The sequence below is a fragment of the Methylobacterium pseudosasicola genome, from assembly GCF_900114535.1.
Taxonomy (GTDB): Bacteria; Pseudomonadota; Alphaproteobacteria; order Rhizobiales; family Beijerinckiaceae; genus Methylobacterium; species Methylobacterium pseudosasicola.
This window is the reverse complement of the sequence record NZ_FOTK01000004.1, coordinates 1-16757: the sequence shown is the minus strand read 5'-3', so window position 1 is coordinate 16757 and position 16757 is coordinate 1. Positions and strand designations below refer to the sequence as shown.

13 protein-coding genes and 2 pseudogenes are annotated in these 16757 nt (G+C 69.0%); 5 read left to right on the top strand and 10 right to left on the bottom strand.

What is annotated here, in order from left to right; genetic code table 11:
• Positions 1-455: 455 nt before the first annotated feature.
• Positions 456-941 (bottom strand): annotated as a pseudogene (locus BM228_RS05270) (IS110 family transposase); the annotation flags it as partial.
• Between the two features lie 167 nt (positions 942-1108).
• Positions 1109-2026 carry a LysR family transcriptional regulator gene (locus BM228_RS05265; protein ID WP_092037912.1) on the bottom strand — a complete coding sequence of 306 codons (918 nt, stop codon included), beginning with the start codon at positions 2024-2026 and terminating at the stop codon, positions 1109-1111.
• A 156-nt stretch (positions 2027-2182) separates the two neighbouring features.
• On the opposite strand from BM228_RS05265, the gene BM228_RS05260 reads away from it, so the two are divergent.
• The 3 genes and pseudogenes from BM228_RS05260 to BM228_RS05250 form a co-directional block, all read left to right on the top strand.
• Entirely contained in the window at positions 2183-2905 is a 723-nt protein-coding gene (locus BM228_RS05260) for an amino acid ABC transporter permease (RefSeq protein WP_092038302.1), read from the top strand.
• Positions 2906-2951: 46 nt separating this feature from the next.
• Positions 2952-3644: an amino acid ABC transporter permease gene (locus BM228_RS05255; protein WP_092037910.1), complete on the top strand. Its 693-nt coding sequence runs from the start codon at positions 2952-2954 to the stop codon at positions 3642-3644.
• A 159-nt stretch (positions 3645-3803) separates the two neighbouring features.
• Positions 3804-4529: pseudogene (locus BM228_RS05250) on the top strand (amino acid ABC transporter ATP-binding protein); the annotation flags it as partial.
• Between the two features lie 226 nt (positions 4530-4755).
• On the opposite strand, the gene BM228_RS05245 reads toward BM228_RS05250, so the two are convergent.
• From BM228_RS05245 to BM228_RS05215, 8 genes are all read right to left on the bottom strand, one after another.
• Positions 4756-6189 carry a tyrosine-type recombinase/integrase gene (locus tag BM228_RS05245; protein WP_092037907.1) on the bottom strand — a complete coding sequence of 478 codons (1434 nt, stop codon included), beginning with the start codon at positions 6187-6189 and terminating at the stop codon, positions 4756-4758.
• Between the two features lie 443 nt (positions 6190-6632).
• Entirely contained in the window at positions 6633-7580 is a 948-nt protein-coding gene (locus BM228_RS05240; protein ID WP_092037905.1) for a ribonuclease H-like domain-containing protein, read from the bottom strand.
• A 55-nt stretch (positions 7581-7635) separates the two neighbouring features.
• Complete coding sequence (locus BM228_RS05235; RefSeq protein WP_092037903.1) at positions 7636-7953, bottom strand: hypothetical protein; 318 nt, start codon at positions 7951-7953, stop codon at positions 7636-7638.
• Between the two features lie 45 nt (positions 7954-7998).
• Positions 7999-8880 (bottom strand): hypothetical protein, encoded by an 882-nt coding sequence (locus tag BM228_RS05230; protein WP_092037900.1) that lies wholly within the window; start codon positions 8878-8880, stop codon positions 7999-8001.
• Between the two features lie 503 nt (positions 8881-9383).
• The gene (locus tag BM228_RS05225) at positions 9384-11429 is read right to left on the bottom strand and encodes an AAA family ATPase (protein ID WP_092037895.1); all 2046 of its coding nucleotides are present in this window, start codon (positions 11427-11429) and stop codon (positions 9384-9386) included.
• A 1333-nt stretch (positions 11430-12762) separates the two neighbouring features.
• Positions 12763-12930: a hypothetical protein gene (locus tag BM228_RS34500; RefSeq protein ID WP_167367662.1), complete on the bottom strand. Its 168-nt coding sequence runs from the start codon at positions 12928-12930 to the stop codon at positions 12763-12765.
• A gap of 271 nt (positions 12931-13201) precedes the next feature.
• A complete protein-coding gene (locus BM228_RS05220; RefSeq protein ID WP_167367661.1) occupies positions 13202-14089 on the bottom strand; it encodes a helix-turn-helix transcriptional regulator in 888 nt (295 codons plus the stop codon).
• A 270-nt stretch (positions 14090-14359) separates the two neighbouring features.
• A complete protein-coding gene (locus BM228_RS05215; RefSeq protein ID WP_092037888.1) occupies positions 14360-14794 on the bottom strand; it encodes a hypothetical protein in 435 nt (144 codons plus the stop codon).
• A 384-nt stretch (positions 14795-15178) separates the two neighbouring features.
• On the opposite strand from BM228_RS05215, the gene BM228_RS33600 reads away from it, so the two are divergent.
• Both BM228_RS33600 and BM228_RS05210 read left to right on the top strand, forming a co-directional pair.
• A complete protein-coding gene (locus BM228_RS33600) occupies positions 15179-15454 on the top strand; it encodes a hypothetical protein (protein WP_139234045.1) in 276 nt (91 codons plus the stop codon).
• Positions 15455-15764: 310 nt separating this feature from the next.
• Complete coding sequence (locus BM228_RS05210; RefSeq protein WP_092037876.1) at positions 15765-16757, top strand: IS481 family transposase; 993 nt, start codon at positions 15765-15767, stop codon at positions 16755-16757.

Genomic DNA, 16757 nt, shown 5'->3' with positions numbered 1-16757 from the left:
CGGACGCCGGCGCCCCGACAGGCTACACCCCCCACCATACGCCCGGGCGCAGCAATCAGGAGCGAACGGGAGGTCCGGTCGAAGTGTCCGTCTTCGGTACGGGCGCGGCGCCGGAGCCGCTCACTGCGACCGTCCCGCACTCCACCGCATCGTTCCTGGCCTGGACGCGCCCAGTCCGATTCGGCCAAATAACGGACGCCGATTCAGTCCGGACGGACCCTGGCCACGAAGTTCAAACCCTTGGCCGGGTCGGGCTTATCCTCGGACGACAAGCCGTCCCGGCGAGCGAACGCCCCGTGCTGGTCGGCGGTGGTGGGCCGTCAACCGTGGCCAGCGACCTGATCTTCCCAGCCGGAGAGATCGGGGCGGAACTGACGCAATTCGTGATCGAGGGGGAGCCGGATAGGCTTGCCCTCGTCACCATCGGAGTCCGGAAAGCCATCCACGCGATCAACGAGCCGGGACGCCAGTTCGAGCGCATGGCGCAGGCCCCGCGCCATCCCGAAATCGGCGAGCAGGCCGTAGGTCATGTTCTCCAACTGCGTACGTTGCTTGACCGGCAGGTCGCGCGTACGGTGCAGCGCCAGCGCGGCCTGCCGCTCGGTCGACTTGACCTGCACGAACCGCATGGTCGGGCGCGTCACCGCCGCGCGGATGGCGGCGGCAACGTTCGCAGCGGTTTTGCCGCGCTGCGCGTGTGGCTTCACATAAGCCGGCCGCATCAACCTCCCATCATGGACGAGATGCGCCGGTTCCCGGGCCCAGCGGTGCGCCGTGCCGCACGCCTCCATGCCGACCCGGCGTCGCGACGGCTTCGCGGAGAACGGCGCGACCTACGCTCGCCCCGAGGCCTCGGGAACGACGACGTGGGCGGCTGCGTCGACGGCTTGAATCCGGAAGATGCTGTTGGCTGGATCAAGGCCGGTGGCGGCAATCCCCAAGGGGGCGGCCAACGCGTCCGCGTGGCAGCTTCGGCAGCGACCACATCTCGTCACTCACATCCCGTCAGTGGGAGGGGCAGCCAGCCATTTCATTTCCTTCGAGCGATGAGCGACCGACCGTTTTCCATCTCCGGCAGACCAGCGGCCCCGGTATCGAACATCGGACCTCAACCGCCGGGGCCGCCCGAAGTGATGCCTGGGCCCGAGACGATCCGGACGATCTCCTCGACGAGTGGATTGTGCCTCGCCGATGACCAGACCAATGCCATCGAGATGATCCTGATGGTCTCGGCCAAGGGACGAAAGGCCACGTTGGCGGTGGCGAGCGGCTCGAAGCTCGACGGCACGATGGCGATGCCCTGCCCGCAACCGACCAGGGCGATCTGCGAGGTGACCGAACGGACCTCGTACATGATGCGTGGCGAGAACCCATGGGCGCGGCAGGCGGCCATGATGTGGTCGAAGTAGACCGGGCTGCCGCGGCGCGCGGCCATCGTGAGGTCCTCATGCGCCAGCTTGCGTAGCGGCACCTGCGGGAGTCCCGCCAACGGGTGACCTTGCGGGAGGACCACGGCCAGGCAATCCTCGGCCATCAGATGGGTGTGGATGTCCGGCCCGAGGTCGCCGTCCAACCGGGCGAACGCGATATCGATGTCCCCGGCCACCAACGCCGGCACAGCCTCGACGCTATCGATCTCCCGTACCGAGATGGTGAGCTGCGGGTAGGCGCCGCGCAGGTGCTGGATCAACGGGGGCAGCTCGTTGACGATCGCCGCGTTGATCGCCCCGATGGTCAGCGTCCCGGTCTGACCGGCGACGGCCTCGTGCACCGCGAATTCCAAACGTTCCAGCTGTTCGGCGAGCTTGCGGATCGCCGGCAGGATGGCCGATCCGACCGGGGTCAGCTGCGCACCGCGGCGGTTGCGCTCGAAAAGCCTGACCTTGAGCGCCTGCTCAAGCGCCTGGATCTGTTCGGTCAAGGGTGGCTGAGACATCCCCAGGCGCTTGGCCGCGCGCCCGAAATGCTCCTCCTCGGCAACCGCCTGAAACAACCAAAGGTGCCGGATCAGGCGGAAATTGATCATCTGACCGATACTGCTCGCCTATCACAGCCTTCCTGTCTTCGTATTTTACCTATGGACGTATGAATGGGAAGAGCGATCGACCATCGGCGGTCGACCACGGACGCCGCGAACGATGGCGCCCACCGCGGCCACCGGGTCATCCAGCAGGGCGGGGCCATGAACTACAATTGGAACTCGGCCATCTTCTTCGACCTCTCGCCCGAAGGCGGTGTCACCTACACCCAGACCCTGCTGACGGGCCTCAAGTGGACCATCCTGACCGCGCTGTGCGCGTGGGCCATCGGGTTCAGCGTCGGCTTGGTGATCGGCGTGCTGCGCACGCTGCCGAGCAAGACCGCCAACCTGGTCGGCACCGTCTACGTCGAGTTGTTCCGCAACGTCCCGCTGCTCGTGCAGATGTTCCTCTGGTACTTCGTGCTGCCGGAGGTCCTGCCGACTGCGACGGGCGACTGGCTCGAGCAGCTTCCGTATGCGCCGTTCTACACCGGCGTGCTCTGCCTGGGTCTGTTCACGGCCTCGCGCGTGGCCGAGCAGGTGCGCGCCGGCATCCAGGCCCTGCCGCGCGGGCAGCGGATGGCTGGCACGCCCATGGGGTTCACCACGGCCCAAACCTATCGCTACGTGTTGCTGCCCAATGCCGACCGGATCATCCTGCCGCCGCTGACCTCCGAGTTCCTGAGCAACCTGAAGAACACCTCCGTCATGCTGACGATCGGCGTGGTCGAGCTCACCGCCGCCGCCCGCTCGATGCAGGAATTCTCATTCCAGGTCTTCGAGGCGTTCACCGCCGCGACCGTTCTCTACATCATCATCAACCTCGCCGTCGTCGCCCTGGCGACCCTCCTGGAACGCTTCATCGCGATCCCCGGGCAGCGCTGAGCCGATCTTCCCTCCGACCCGCCAACGGCGACCGCGCAGGCCTCCCATGCTCTCGAACTTCGACTTCGGCGTCATCCTGACCTCGCTGCCCTACCTGTTCGGCCAGGGCATGGTCTTCACCTTATCCCTGACGGTGATGGCGGCGGTCGGCGGCACGGTGATCGGCACGCTGATCGCATTGGCGCGGCTCTCGGGCATCCCCGGACTGTGGCACCTCGCGAAGGCTTACGTCGAGCTGTGCCGCTCGGTGCCCTTCGTGCTGGTGATCTTCTGGTTCTACTTCCTGGTACCGTACATCGGCGCCTATGCCATCGGCTCCAAGACCCCGATCCAGGTCGGGGCGTTCTCCTCGGCGCTGATCACGTTCACGGCGTTTGAGGCAGCGTCTTTCGCCGAGATCATGCGCGCCGGCATCCAGTCGATCCCCAAGGGACAGACGGCGGCGGCCCAGGCGCTCGGCATGACCTACTGGCAGACGATGACCAGCGTCATCCTGCCCCAGGCATTCCGCAACATGCCGCCGCTACTACTGACCCAGAAGATCATACTTTTTCAGGACACCTCGCTGGTCTACGTGTTGTCGCTCACCGACTTCATGGGAGCTCCATCGAAAATTGCCCAGCGCGATGGCCGACTGGTGGAGATGTACCTGTTTGCTGCGGTCGTCTACTTCACGATCTGCTTCCTGGCGTCCTTCCTAGTACGCCGCCTGCAAGGCAGGTTCGCCGTTATCCGCTAGTCGAACATGCCCACGGGAGGCCACGCCATGACCGCGACGCCGATGCCAGAGACCGCCGTCACCACGCCGATCGCCGATGCGGACCACGCCCCCGAGGATGCTGGCCTGCGGCCCGGCGGCCTCGTCTACGGCGCACCCGCGGCGGCGCCCGGCGAGACGATGATCGCCATCGACGGCATCAGCAAATGGTACGGCGACTTCCAGGTGCTGACGAACTGCACCACGAAGGTCGCCAAGGGCGAGTTCGTGGTGGTCTGCGGCCCCTCGGGCTCGGGCAAGTCGACCCTGATCAAGTGCGTCAACGCCCTCGAGCCGTTCCAGAAGGGCCAGATCACGGTCGCCGGCACCAAGGTCATCGACAAGTCGACCAACCTGCCAAAACTCCGCTCCCGGGTCGGTATGGTGTTCCAGCATTTCGAGCTGTTCCCGCACCTGTCGATCACCGACAACCTCACCATCGCCCAGCGCAAGGTGCTGGGGCGCAGCGCCGAGGATGCCAAGAAGCGCGGCCTCGACCTGCTGGCCCGGGTGGGCCTGAGCGCCCATGCCGACAAGTTCCCGGGCCAGCTCTCGGGCGGTCAGCAGCAGCGCGTGGCCATCGCCCGGGCGCTCGCCATGAACCCGGTGGTGATGCTGTTCGACGAGCCGACCTCGGCGCTGGACCCCGAGATGGTCGGCGAGGTGCTCGACGTGATGGTCGAGCTCGCCAAGGAGGGCATGACCATGATGGTCGTGACCCACGAGATGGGCTTCGCCCGCAAGGTCGCCGACCGGGTGATCTTCATGGATCGCGGCGAGATCGTCGAGGACGCCCGGAAGGAGGACTTCTTCGGCAGCCCCCGCTCCGAGCGCGCCCAGACCTTCCTGTCGAAGATCCTCCAGCACCGACGGTACGGCGATCCGATCGATACGGCCGCCCTATCACAGCCATCTCGAATTCGTATTTTACCTATGCCCTCGCGGTGAGAAGACTCGGGGGTCACGTTCGCGAGGCCCCATGCCCGGACGAGCCGGTGCGCGAGTTCCCTCGCTCGATCCACGATGGCGTGGGGAACATGGATCATCCCGGCCCGACATCCGAGACCGGATGCCGAGTGTCAGATTCGAACCGCTAGGGTGCGCGCAAGCCCATCTCCTCCTTGATCGCGCTTCCGTCGAGGGGGGGCAGCTTGATGCGCGCGACCGCCCGGCGGGCCGCGCGCATCGTCGGCCCCTCGCTGTAGACGTCGAGGGTGATGGATCCCCGCTTGTGGCCGACGATCGCCGCGATCATGTTCTCGGCCACGCCGGCCTGCTCCATGCGGGAGATGAACCAGCGCCGGAAGGAATGGAAGTTCACGAGCGAACGCCGCTTGCCGTCCACCTTCTCTTCCACCCCGACCGTCCGACGGTAGGCCGTGAAATGGTTCGACGTCTTGAAGCTGCGCTCCCGCATGGAGCCCGCCTTCCTCACTGGCGGCCACTCGGGGAACAGGTCGGCGTCCCGCCCCCTGCCGGCGACACGCCTCGCGACCACCTCGCGCAGGTCCGGATGGACGGGGACGTACCGCGCGTGGGTCTCGCGCTTCTGGGCCTTGAACCGAAGGCAGTCGTGGTCGGTGTCGGCGACCTTGAGGTCGACGATCGCGTCGAGGCGCGCGCCGGTCAACGCACCGATCATCATCAGGTCGAGCATGTGCGGCGTGGCGGGGCCGAGCAGGAGGTCGGCGACCTCCCGGTCGGTGAACGCCCGCTCCTTGGCCTTGGACTTCTGCCTCGAGCCGCGGATGACGATCTTGGCGAACACGTTCCCGCTCGCGGCAGCTGGAAGCCGCGGCGCCATCCATTGCCAATAGCTTGACAGCCGGCCGACGTATTTCTTGCAGGTCACGCGATCGAGGCCCGAGCCCAGCACGAGCTCGTCCACGAACGCGTGCGCCGCGGCGATGTCGATGGCCTCCACCGTGGCCGGGGTCTGGTGGCGCTCGCACCAGGCCTTCAGCATTCTGAGGGCCCGCGTGTCGTCCGCCAGCGTCCGGTCCTTGACGTCGAGGCTCCTGAGGTACTCCTCATGCTTCATGTCGATGGGCGTGACGCGCCCATGGGCGACCGCCGAGAACAGCCTGGCCTTCTCGGTCTGCTCGGGCAGCGCCCGCTCGACCTCGGTCGGCCCCAGCTCGGGATCGACGACCGGGATCCAGCGGGAGTCCTTCCAGCGGATCTGGGCATGCCGCTCGTAGACGGCCGCGTCGAAGTCATTCCACTCCTCCGCCGTGCCGTCGCGCTTGAGCTCGCGCGCCACCTTCGCGAGCTCGGCCGCCAAGTGAAGGTCGTCCGCGCCCGGCTTCCCGACGTTCGCCAGCGCCGCCGCGATCCGACGCTTGAAGCGGTCGACGTGCGGCCGCTTCAGGACGTTGGCCTCGCGCAGGCTGTCGGTCCCCAGGTTGTGCACCAGCTTCGTCGCCCCGATCGCCGCCCGGACGGAGGCCGGCACGAACACGACCACCCGCCAGCTCGCCGCGTGCAGTTCGAGGTATGCCTTCCGGGGGTCGGCTTGGCGCGGCATGGCAACTCCTGTGGCGGGCGGTCGATCATCGGCAGGGGCGGCCTCCGCGGAAGAATGCCATGCCGGTCGGAAAGAATCGGTTGAGCGCCCTCGCGCTGGACCCGGCGGGATCCGTCGCTCCGTGGGCATCCGGGCGGCCGGAGCGGGACGCGGCCGGCGGCGCCGACGCCAAGCACCCCGCCGGTGTCGGGCGCCCGCCCGACGGGCGTTCGGCCAGCCGGGAAGAGCCGATTAGACGCGAGGCCTGGGGGAGCATGGCGGGGCCCGCATCGGAGCCCGCGCGCCTGGCCCGCGATCGTCCTTTTGCCCACCCCGAGGCGATCCGAGCCGGAGCGGACATCCTCAGCGGCATCCCCGGCACGGGGGCGCCTGGCCGGAGGCGGGGCGGCCGCAGGCCTGGAAGGGCGTCGCGCGTTTCACTGCCGACCAGCCGCGCCGGACCGTCAGCGATCGATCGCGTCACCTTCCGTCACGGGCGGACCGCCCCTCGCCGAGGCGAGCGGTCCGATCATGGCCCTCCCGTCGGCCATGGCCGTCCAGGCATCCCTGAAGCGCCCGAGGTGCGGCCGCGCCCCGCGCTCGCGCCCGAGGTAGTCCGCGAGGTCCAGGATCGCCCGATCGTGGGAGGCCGCATCCGCCCGCCCGGTGAGGTGGGCCCAGCGCAGGTAGAGCGCGAAGAGGTTGATGCAGTCCGTCTCGCAGTACGCCCGGACCCTGTCGGCCTCGCCCGCCGCCATCATCGCCGCGACCTCGGACCCGTGTTCCCCGAGCTTGCCGGGCAGGCCGAGGGCGGCCGCCGCCTCGCCCAACGTCATCCGCGGGGCAGCGCCGTGCTCGGACGTCGCATCCATCAAGTCCGTATGCCAGTCGAGGGCGAACCGATGCCGGTAGCCATCCCATTTCGTGCCGCGGCGGAACCAGGCCGGCGCGTCGATCCCGTGAATCATCGACCGGGCGAGGATCGTCGGCATGTCGAAGGCCCGGCCGTTCCAGGTGACCACCCTGTAACGGCCGGCCTCGAAGAAGCGCCAGAAGGCGTCGAGCAGGCGCGCCTCGCCCCAGTCCTTCCTCCCGCCGCTGCGGCACGCGGTGACGGCGTAACCCTCGCGGCCATCGCCGCACCGCAGGATGTCGGCCGTGACGGAGGAGATCGCGACGATCCGATGCCAGGCGTTCTTGGGAAACCGGTCGGCCGGCCATTCGGGGGGGAGCAGCGCGGCGTCGGGGACCGTCTCGATGTCCAAGACCAGGAGCGCGTCCGGCTCCCCCACGCCCCCGGCAGCGCGTCCTCGGGTCCCGCCGCGGGACGGCGTCCGCGACGGCGGGCGCCGGGCCGCGTCCCCGTGAGCGAGGGGCGCGGAGGACGGGCCGAAGGCGAAGCGGGTCTGCATGCGGTCTCTCCCGGTCGTGTGCGTCCGGCCTGTGAGCCGTTCCCCGTCGCCTCCCTCAATCGAGGTCCGTCCCGGACTCGGCCAGGGCGTGATGCGCCAGGACGTCCCGCATGTGGACGGCCAACCCGTCGACGTGCTCGGCGAGGTCGCCGAACTCGTCGAACGCGGGATCGAGCTCGGAGTCGTCGAACTCGCGGATCGAACCGGCCCGGAGCCTGGCCGGGGCTCGCGACGACCGGGCGACGGACCGCGGGTCGACCGGCCTCCGCCGTGCCGTCCCCCCGACGCGCCGACGGTCCGGGGCGTTCCGCGCCGTCCCGCCGGTCGCTCCGGCGCGCTCCGCGGTCCGGGTCATGGTCTTGCCGATGCTCATGTCGATCCTCCGTCGCTGGTCGATGTGGTGGTCGCTCGTTCGCCCTCAGTACCGGTACACCCGCCCCGGGCGGGGCGCGGGGGCCCGGGCGTCGCCGGACGTGGCCGATGCCGGGCGCGTCGGCCGGAGCCGCCGGTCGCGCGACGCTCCGCGCGACCGGTCCGGCCCGACTTCGTCCGGGCCGTCGGCCGTCCGGCCGTACGCCTCGGCGAGGGAGACCAGCCGCCCGGCCAGCCTTCGATCCTCCGGCGTCGTCCCGGCGGCCATCAGGGCGGCCAGGTCGGCGGCCTCGATCCGCGCGGCCGCGGGGTCGGCGGCGACGGCCAGCGCCAGGGCGGCGAGCAACGCGGCCGTGGCGCGCACGGGGTCGCCCGGCCGCCAGGACAGCAGCCCCTCGCGGCCGCAACGCGTTCCGCGCGGGAGGACCATCGGCAAGGCGCGGGTCGCGAACGGGAGGCGCGGTCCGTGCGCGCTCGACAGCCTCGCCTTGGTCGCGAGGATCGACTGGTCCGATCCGGCGAGGAACCACGCTGGGACCGCCGGGGTACGCCCGGGCCCCGGGCTCGCCTCGTAGCGCGCCGCCCTCAGGGCGCGCGCGGCCTGGACCTGGCCGCCGCCGACCGTGACCGCGACGTCGAACAGGCAGCGCACGGCGCCGTCGGCGAGGCGGTCGAGGGGCAGGGCCGCGACCACGTCGATGCCGGACCGACCGGTTTCGGCGACGAGCCGCCCGAGGCCCCGCCCATCGGCATGTGGCACGAGGCCGACGACCGACACGCCGCGCGGGGGTGCGGCGTCGGCCGGTCCCACGGCCGCCTCCGGCACCGCCAGGATCGCGCTTCCGGCGGTCCCGGCCAAGCCGAGGCAGGTCAGCCGGGCGCAGAGCTCGCCCGTTTCATCGTCCGAGAAGAATCCGACCTTCGCCATCCGATGTCATCCTTCCTTGTTTCTTTAGTTCCGCAATAATCGAACTATAGCAGCCAAGCTTGAGCAGGTCTCGCGGCGCGCGCCGCCGCCGTCGGGGCGCGCCCAAAACGGCGTAACCGGACAGGCACGCATTCGAGGGAAGTCCCCAACGGTCCGGTAACCCTTCGGATCCGCGGCCATGTAGAATCTAGGACACGTCCCCCCGGCGGGACCGCGCACCGGCGCCGGGCCGAACACGTGAAAGCAGATCGCGCGCGCCGGGACATCGAACTCTCCGCGCGGCCCTGGTCTATCCGCGCGCAGCATACCGTCATCTACTTGCCGAGAAGATCGAAAAGATGGCGCGATACGAAAGACGATTTGAACGGAATCCGTTCACTCGGGGCCATGACTGGGATGGCGGAGCCTTCGGACGCGGATGCGGCATCCGCATCGGAGGGGGCCCCATCCCCGGTATCCACAAGCCGCGGCTGCACGGCCGAACGGGTGCCGGCCCGGCCCGGTCACCGATGCCGTCCGCCGACCCAACCCGCGGCGCGCCCGAACCGCCGGCCGAGCAGGCGACGGATCTCGGCGTCGCCGATGTTCCCGCTGCGAAACAGGCGGTCCGAGACGCGCTCCAGCTCGCGCCGGTGCGTGCGCATCAGGTCGAGCGCGCGGTCGTAGGCCGCCGTCAGCCGTTCGTGCACCGCGGCCGCCACCCACGGCATCCGCAGCGCCTCCGCGGGCCCCGCGGCGGCGAACGCGACCAGCGGCGTCCGCGGCGAGAAGCCGAGGCGCGTCTCCATCAGCACGGCGAGCTCCGTCGCGCCCTCGAGATCCGAGGCGGAGCCGGCGCTGACGTCGCCCAGGACGACTTCCTCGGCCGCACGCCCCGCCAGCATCACGGCCAGGCGAGAATCGAACCACGGCTCGCCGGCGGCGCCCTGGGGCTCGCCGATGCCGACCCACGCTGCGCCGCCGTCGGCGTCGATGCAGGCGGACAGCGGCCCGGGGGCGCCCGTCGCCGCCGCGGCCACGATGTGGCCAGCCTCGTGGATGGCGACCCGACGCCTGAGCTGCCGCGGCAGTTCAGGCCGCGCCGCCGCGACCATCCCGACGAGGTCGGACGGGGCGAGCGGCCGGCCTTCGCGCCGCGCGGCGCCGCGCGCGCGGCGCACGACGCATTCGACGGCCGCGCCGGTCATGCCGATCAGCCGTGCGGCCAGGCCGGCCAGGTCGGCGTCGGCGAGCGCCTCGCCGAGGTGCAGGCGCAGGATCGCCGCGATCGCGTCCGCGTCGGGCAGGCCGATCCGGACGTGGCGCTCGAGGCGGCCCGGGCGCAGCAGCGCCGGATCGAGCCGGTCGGGAAGGTTCGTGGCCGCCACGACGACCACGCCTTCCCTTGCCGTGGCCCCGTCCAAGTGCTCGAGCAGGGCGTTGACGACCTGGACGCCGTAGTCGCGGTGGCCCCCCCTGAACGCGTCCCTGGACCCGAAGGAGTCCGCCTCGTCGATCAGCACCACGCAAGGGGCCTGCCGGGCGCGTTCGAAGAAGGTGCGCATGGCGCCGAGCGTGTGCCCGAGGTGGCCGTCGCGCGCCGACTGCCATTGCCCCAGCGAGCCCGCCAGCAGGGGGACGCCGGCGCTGCGCGCCAGGGCCGCCGCGAAGACCGTCTTCCCGACCCCCGGGGGCCCCGAGAGCAGGATCGCGGATTCGAGGTCCGACCACCGGGGGCTTCCCGGGCCCCCCGCCTTCCAGGCCCGGAGATCCGCCAGGAGGGCGAGCCCCCATTCCCGCGCGTCCCCGAAGCCGTGCAGGTCCTCCAGGCGCGGTCCGTGGCCGGCCGTCGCGAGCTTGTCGGACAGGAGCCGCTCCAGGCGCGCCATCGATCCGTCAGCGCCGCGGAGGGCATGGACGGCGAGGAGCAGGTCCTCCGGTTCGCAGGACCCGGCGAGGCGTTCCGGGATCGCGCATCGCGTGGCCTCCCCCGTCGCGGATTCGACCGCGAGGCGGATGCCATCCGGATCGAGGGGGGCGAGCGCTATCCGGCGCTCCGCGCCACGCACCAGGTTCCCGGGCAGCAGCCGCGCCGGGTCCTGGGACACGCCCACCACCAGGCGCCCGAGGCGGAGCGCCTCGGCCACCTCCGCCGCGCGATCGTCGGGCGTGGGATGCTTCGTCGCGCCATCGCCGGGGACGCATGCGGGCGAGCCGTCGTCCCCCATGCCCCGGCGCCGGCCACGCCGGGCCGCGGCGACGTGGCAGCGCACGACCCTGGTGACGGGAGCGACCCACGCCGCCGACGGCACCGTCACGAGGACCAGCGCCGGGCCGTCGACCGGGAAGACGTGAGGCCCCCCGATCGCATCGACCGCCTCGCCGAGGGCGACCGCCGCGCCGGCGAGGTCGGCGTGCGGCAGCGCCGGATCCTGTAGGAGCGCGTCGATGGCCGAACCGAAATCCTCCGCCCGCGCCGAATCCGCCAGCGCGGCCAGGAACGCCGACGCGGCCGACCCACGCGCCGCACGCCGCCGGGGTGGACGGCCTCGGCCGGATCCCTTCGTCATGGGCGGCTCCCGCGCCCAAGCGAGGCCGACGGCGGACCGGCCCGCCCGGGAAGCCGCGGCGGGATGGCGCGGGTCGCGTGGGCGCGGGCGACAAAAGCCGTGGCGCCCGCGCTGCGTGCAAGGCGGACGGCATCGCCCGTGACGACGCTCGCGAGGGACGCGCCGACGTTCCCGCATGGGGTTCGGTCGCACGTCGCGATGGCGGCGGCGAGGTGTCCGTGCAGCCCGACGGCCCGGTCTCGATCGCCCGGGATCGTGATCGGCGCCGGCGCGACCCGGGACGGAGCCCGGCCCCGCCAGGATACCATGCCGGGGCAAGCGCGGCCCGGCGGGGGCGCCGCCCCGCGTCGGCGTGCCGGCGACGCGTCGGATCCAGGCTTCATGTGACCCTCCCGGTGATCGATCGTGGACGCCGGGCCCGGCGCGGTGGGACGCCCGGATCGCAGCGGCAAGCGGCAGTGGGTTCGCCGGCGAGACGGACGCGCTGGGACAGGTTTCGCGGCCGCGCCGGTCTGGCCGAACCGACCGCCGTCGCGACGGGCCGCCGTCGCGGTCGCGGTCGGACGCGACCGGATCGCCCCCGTGGTCGGCCGGCGCCAACATGGATGGAGCGGAATGCCGGCCCGGCGGACCGCAGCGTCACGGTCTCCTCCGGGCACGCCCGCGGGCGCGAGACGGCGGCCCTGGTTGGGTCGCGTCGGGGACGCCGGGCTTCGACGGGACCGTCGTGGTTGACTTCGTAAGGCGTTCCCGGAAAACGTGGCCTTCGGATCCGGGTGGGATGCCCTAGAGCATCCTCGATGCTGGTCGGCCCTGCCGCGCGGACGTGCCATGGGCCGCCAGACCCCGGGCCCCCTTCCGGCCCGGCGGTCGACCGACCCGGACGGTCGCGCGGCGGACCTGGACGCGAGATGGCCCGAGCGTGGCGAATGGGCGTGCCATGCCGCCGACGGGCGCCGGAGGAACTGATGAAACCATAATCCTCGAATATTGGAATTATAGGGGATAAGCGCTTCCTGGTCCAGCGCGCTGGTGGCTGGACGCGTGCGGCTGTGGACGGCTGTGGACGGCTTTGGATAACCGATGGCCGTGCGGGGGGGCCGAACCCAAGTTCTTACCCCGAGAATGCGTAGGGAATCTCGTCGAGGCCAGCAGCATTATTGCAAACAACAATAATGTTGACGTCATGAAGCGCATTGGGCGTGAATATGATTGCGATAGATCCGCTATCGGTGCGGATTATTGGGCTTGTATTAAATGTCTGCGTGCGACCGCATCCGGCCTTAGATGTGGAGATACAACGCAAAAGATCAATACAACATCTTCTAGTCTGTCAGTTTTTCATTCTTCGAAACAGATTCAATATTTCGGCATCCTCGATCTCGGATGGACCGCTTTCAGCGCTGGCGCTTGAATTAAAGAAGACATAGATCGGTACGTTCAGAGACTCCGCGATCTCTGCGAGCAGCTGCATCCGCGATTGATTCTCTTGGCTGGGCATTTAATCCGCCGTAATGCTGGTCAACACCGGGCGCCTTCGGCTGACAGCAGCTTAATCGACGCGTTATCGACGCGTTTTTGTTGAAACATAGGCGAAATCAGCTCGATTGACACAGCGCAGGATGTGACTTCCAGGATCGCGATTTTAAATTGTCCTGGACACCAAGCCTATCTCATGAACGCAGATCTCGACATGGCTTATCATATATGCGGCGTCGCGCTTTCACGATCGGGAACGGATTTATGGAAACGGGAACCCGACGTCCCTGCGATCAGGCCTGTCCCCACCGCCTGTTGCGGAAGTGCGACGGTGGTATCCCGAGAACCTGCCGGAAAGTAGCGGTCATCTGGCTGTGGTGACCAAAGCCCGCCGCAAAGGCGACTTCGGTCAGCGATAGCTCGCTTCCTTCGATGAGCGCGCGCGCCAGGCTCACCCGACGCTTGATGATGAATTGATGCGGCGACAGGCCCGTCGAGCGTCGGAATGCGCGGCAGAAATAGCGCGTGCTGACGTTCAGCGCGGACGCGAGTTCGACGTGGCTAGGCCGACCGAGAAGCCGGGCCTCGATCATGTCGATGGCCATGGCGAGTTGATGTCGGGAAAGACCACCGCGCGAGGCGGCGAACTCTGCCCTGGTCCACGGAGCGGGCAAGGCATGATGGACCAGCGCGAGCACGATCGTCTGCATGAAGACGGCTTCGCCCGGATTCCCGTCGCGGATGTGGATGGACATAGCTCCGAGCAGGTTGCGGATGATCGTATCCGCGCCGTCACACTCCCGCTGGTAGGCGAAGCGCCGCCTGGGAACGGCCGTGGCATCCACATCGCGCTCGAAGGCGGCCGCGACGAATATCGGTGAGACCATGACGTGCTGGCCGCGTCCACGCCCCTCCCAAGCGCCCGTCAGATGATCGCCGGGTGCGCTTATCGCCGCGCTCGGGGCGACGGTTCGAAAAGGGGTCCGCGCCGATCCGAGGCGCTGACGGATCGGATCTGGATGAGACGCGATGTGCAGGCACGTGGTGACGACGTCCCACGCACCCCCTGGACCGTACTCGACCTCGGAAAACTGCCATTCAGGTTCCTCATGGTGCAGCAGCGTAGCTGGGCGAACGCTCCAGTGCTCCCATTCCTTGGCGGGACGCAGGATATTCGCCATCGCATCGCATCCGCAGACTAACTCAATGCGCCCCGCGCCGGACACTGCCGAGCGACACATCACTCGGTGGATGTGTTGTCCATCGCGGATTGGGCTGACGTGCGCAACCGCGCGCCATGCATATAATCGACCGAACCTCATCGCATGCAGCATCGGACCGAAAAATGGCGCACCAGAGCTCCGGCACGGGGCCCGATCGTCGACGCCGGATCCGATGACGGTCCGCGCCCGTCCGCCCCCGACACGCGCGCGGAAGCGCCGACCGAGGGCTCAACCCCGGGGCTGGCCCAGTCTGTAGAAGCCTCGCCTATCCCGAGCCCAGGTGAAGCCGTCGTCGACGGCCAAGACCTGCATCGTACATAGGGTCTCACCCTCCGCGACGCTCGGGAGGTCGCGCCCCGTGTCGCGCGGATCGCCCATGAGACGCCAGAGCAGCTCGCCTTCGCGGAAGATTATGCCCCATCCCTCGAGGCGGGGAGCACCGGCCAGGTCGTCCCGGGCCAGGGACCACCCGCTTTCCAGACGCTCGAGGTCGTCGCGCAGCCCCCCCATCTCGTCTCCCGCAGTCATGGCGTTGCCGTTGCCCGACGGCGCCCGCCAGTAGCGATTCGCCGGGTCGGCTCGAACCTCCCGGGCCAGCATGAACAAGTGGACGCCCTGCGCCGTCGTCGCGAGGCGGTGTTCGAACAGGTCGAAATCGGACATGAATGCTCCGGGGATGCCAGCACGCCACGGGACTGCCGGCGAATCGCTTGGCCGTGATTTTCCGGCGCGCCGCACCGATCCGCAAGCGCGTTAGACGCCGGGTCGAACGCCGCGTCCCGGGGCGTTAAGGCCGGCGGTCGGCACGACGCGAAAGGCGCGAGCAGCCAAGGTCGATCCCCGCGCGGTGTCAGCGACCGGCGGCGATCGATGGACGGTTGGCAGACATGCGACCCGTCCTCGACATCGGAGCGGCCGCGTACGGCACCTTGTTCGACGCGAACCGTCGCCTGGGTACGGATTGCCGCCATCGTACGCTTTGCGCCCCCAAGTGGCCGGCCCGGGCAGACCCGCGAAAGGGGTCGATCAAGCGGAGGTGAGGCATGGGTGACCAACGACGCGGCTGTCGGCGCAGCTGTCTCGCCGCTCGGTCCGGCCCCGGTCGCCGATGCGTCGCGGAGCGCCGGCTCAAGGCTGGCAGGTCGCAAGCTGCCGGGAAAACGCCTCGCTCGCCTCCTGCCAATCAGGAAGCGCCTCGTCGTGTTGGGTTCCGTAGGCATGACGATGCAGGACCTCCACGCCGACAGCCCGCTCCAGGAGTACGGCACCATCTCGCTCCACGTGACGCCGCACGCGGCATCGCGTGGACGTTCGCCTTCGTGAGGACGTGCGACCGCATTCGCATCTCGGTCGCGGGGCACCGACCTGACCTGCTGGTCGACGAGGCAGAGCTGGCGAGGCGGCGGGATATCATGCCCCCCCCGCGACCGTGGTGCCGCCGCGCGGCTACGCACGCCAGGTCCATCGAGAGGTCCTCTGCGCCCGCAAGGGATGCGATTTCGACGGCCTGACGGCCCAACCCTCGCGGAACTGACGACGATGGGGAGCTGGGTTTCTACGTCCGCCGACGAGCTAGATGTTTGATCCCAGGGTTTGATGGTGCACTCTTCACGTCGGAGTGGAGGGACGCACTATGGGCCAGGTTCTTCACGGCAGCGCCACGACGACTGAGGCAATCCGTCGAGCGATCCAGCATAGTCAAGCGAGCCTGAGGGCGCTCTCGAAGCGCTACGGGATCAATCAGAAGACGGTCGCCAAGTGGAGGAGTCGGGCCTCGGTCGCCGACCAACGCACGGGTCCCAAAAATCCGCGGTCGACGGTGCTGTCACCTGAGGACGAAGCGGTCGTGGTCGCCTTTCGCCGTCATACGCTCCTGCCGCTCGATGACTGCCTCTACGCGCTCCAGGCGACAATCCCGCACCTGACCCGCTCGTCGCTTCATCGCTGTCTACAGCGCCACAGCATCAGTCGACTGCCTGAGGTCGATGGAGACAAGCCTAAGCGGTCGCGCTTCAAGGCCTACCCACTCGGTTACTTCCACATTGATCTGGCTGAGGTCCACACGGCCGAAGATCGGCTTTATCTACTCGTCGCCATCGATCGCACGACCAAGTTCGCTTTCGTGGAGCTGCATGAAAAAGCCACCCGGCGTGTTGCCGGTGATTTCCTTCGGCATTTGATCGAGGCCGTGCCCTACAAGGTGCACACAGTGCTCACCGACAACGGCACCCACTTCACCACGCCCGGCAACGTCGCCTCGGCCGCCTCCATCATCAAGGAGGCGATCGCAGCCGGCGAGACCTTCCGAGCCCACAGCTTCGAGTCCGCCTGCGCCCGCAACGATATCGACCATCGGCTGACCAAGCCGCGTCACCCCTGGACCAACGGTCAGGTCGAGCGGATGAACCGCACGATTAAAGACGCCACGGTCAAGCGCTACCACTACGACAGCCATGCACAGCTCCGCGCTCACTTGGCCGACTTCGTCAGCGCCTACAACTTCGCGCGCCGTCTGAAGACCCTGCGTGGCCTCACGCCCTACGAGGCCATCTGCAAGGCATGGTCCGCCGAGCCAAGCCGCTTCAGGTCAAACCCGCTCCACCAAATGCCGGGACCAAACATCTAG

Coding starts and splice junctions, on each gene's coding strand:
- BM228_RS05265 (WP_092037912.1), bottom strand. CDS start 2,026: ATGATCAATTTCCGCCTGATCCGGCACCTTTGGTTGTTTCAGGCGGTT.
- BM228_RS05260 (WP_092038302.1), top strand. CDS start 2,183: ATGAACTACAATTGGAACTCGGCCATCTTCTTCGACCTCTCGCCCGAA.
- BM228_RS05255 (WP_092037910.1), top strand. CDS start 2,952: ATGCTCTCGAACTTCGACTTCGGCGTCATCCTGACCTCGCTGCCCTAC.
- BM228_RS05245 (WP_092037907.1), bottom strand. CDS start 6,189: ATGCCGCGCCAAGCCGACCCCCGGAAGGCATACCTCGAACTGCACGCG.
- BM228_RS05240 (WP_092037905.1), bottom strand. CDS start 7,580: ATGCAGACCCGCTTCGCCTTCGGCCCGTCCTCCGCGCCCCTCGCTCAC.
- BM228_RS05235 (WP_092037903.1), bottom strand. CDS start 7,953: ATGAGCATCGGCAAGACCATGACCCGGACCGCGGAGCGCGCCGGAGCG.
- BM228_RS05230 (WP_092037900.1), bottom strand. CDS start 8,880: ATGGCGAAGGTCGGATTCTTCTCGGACGATGAAACGGGCGAGCTCTGC.
- BM228_RS05225 (WP_092037895.1), bottom strand. CDS start 11,429: ATGACGAAGGGATCCGGCCGAGGCCGTCCACCCCGGCGGCGTGCGGCG.
- BM228_RS34500 (WP_167367662.1), bottom strand. CDS start 12,930: ATGCCCAGCCAAGAGAATCAATCGCGGATGCAGCTGCTCGCAGAGATC.
- BM228_RS05220 (WP_167367661.1), bottom strand. CDS start 14,089: ATGGCGAATATCCTGCGTCCCGCCAAGGAATGGGAGCACTGGAGCGTT.
- BM228_RS05215 (WP_092037888.1), bottom strand. CDS start 14,794: ATGTCCGATTTCGACCTGTTCGAACACCGCCTCGCGACGACGGCGCAG.
- BM228_RS05210 (WP_092037876.1), top strand. CDS start 15,765: ATGGGCCAGGTTCTTCACGGCAGCGCCACGACGACTGAGGCAATCCGT.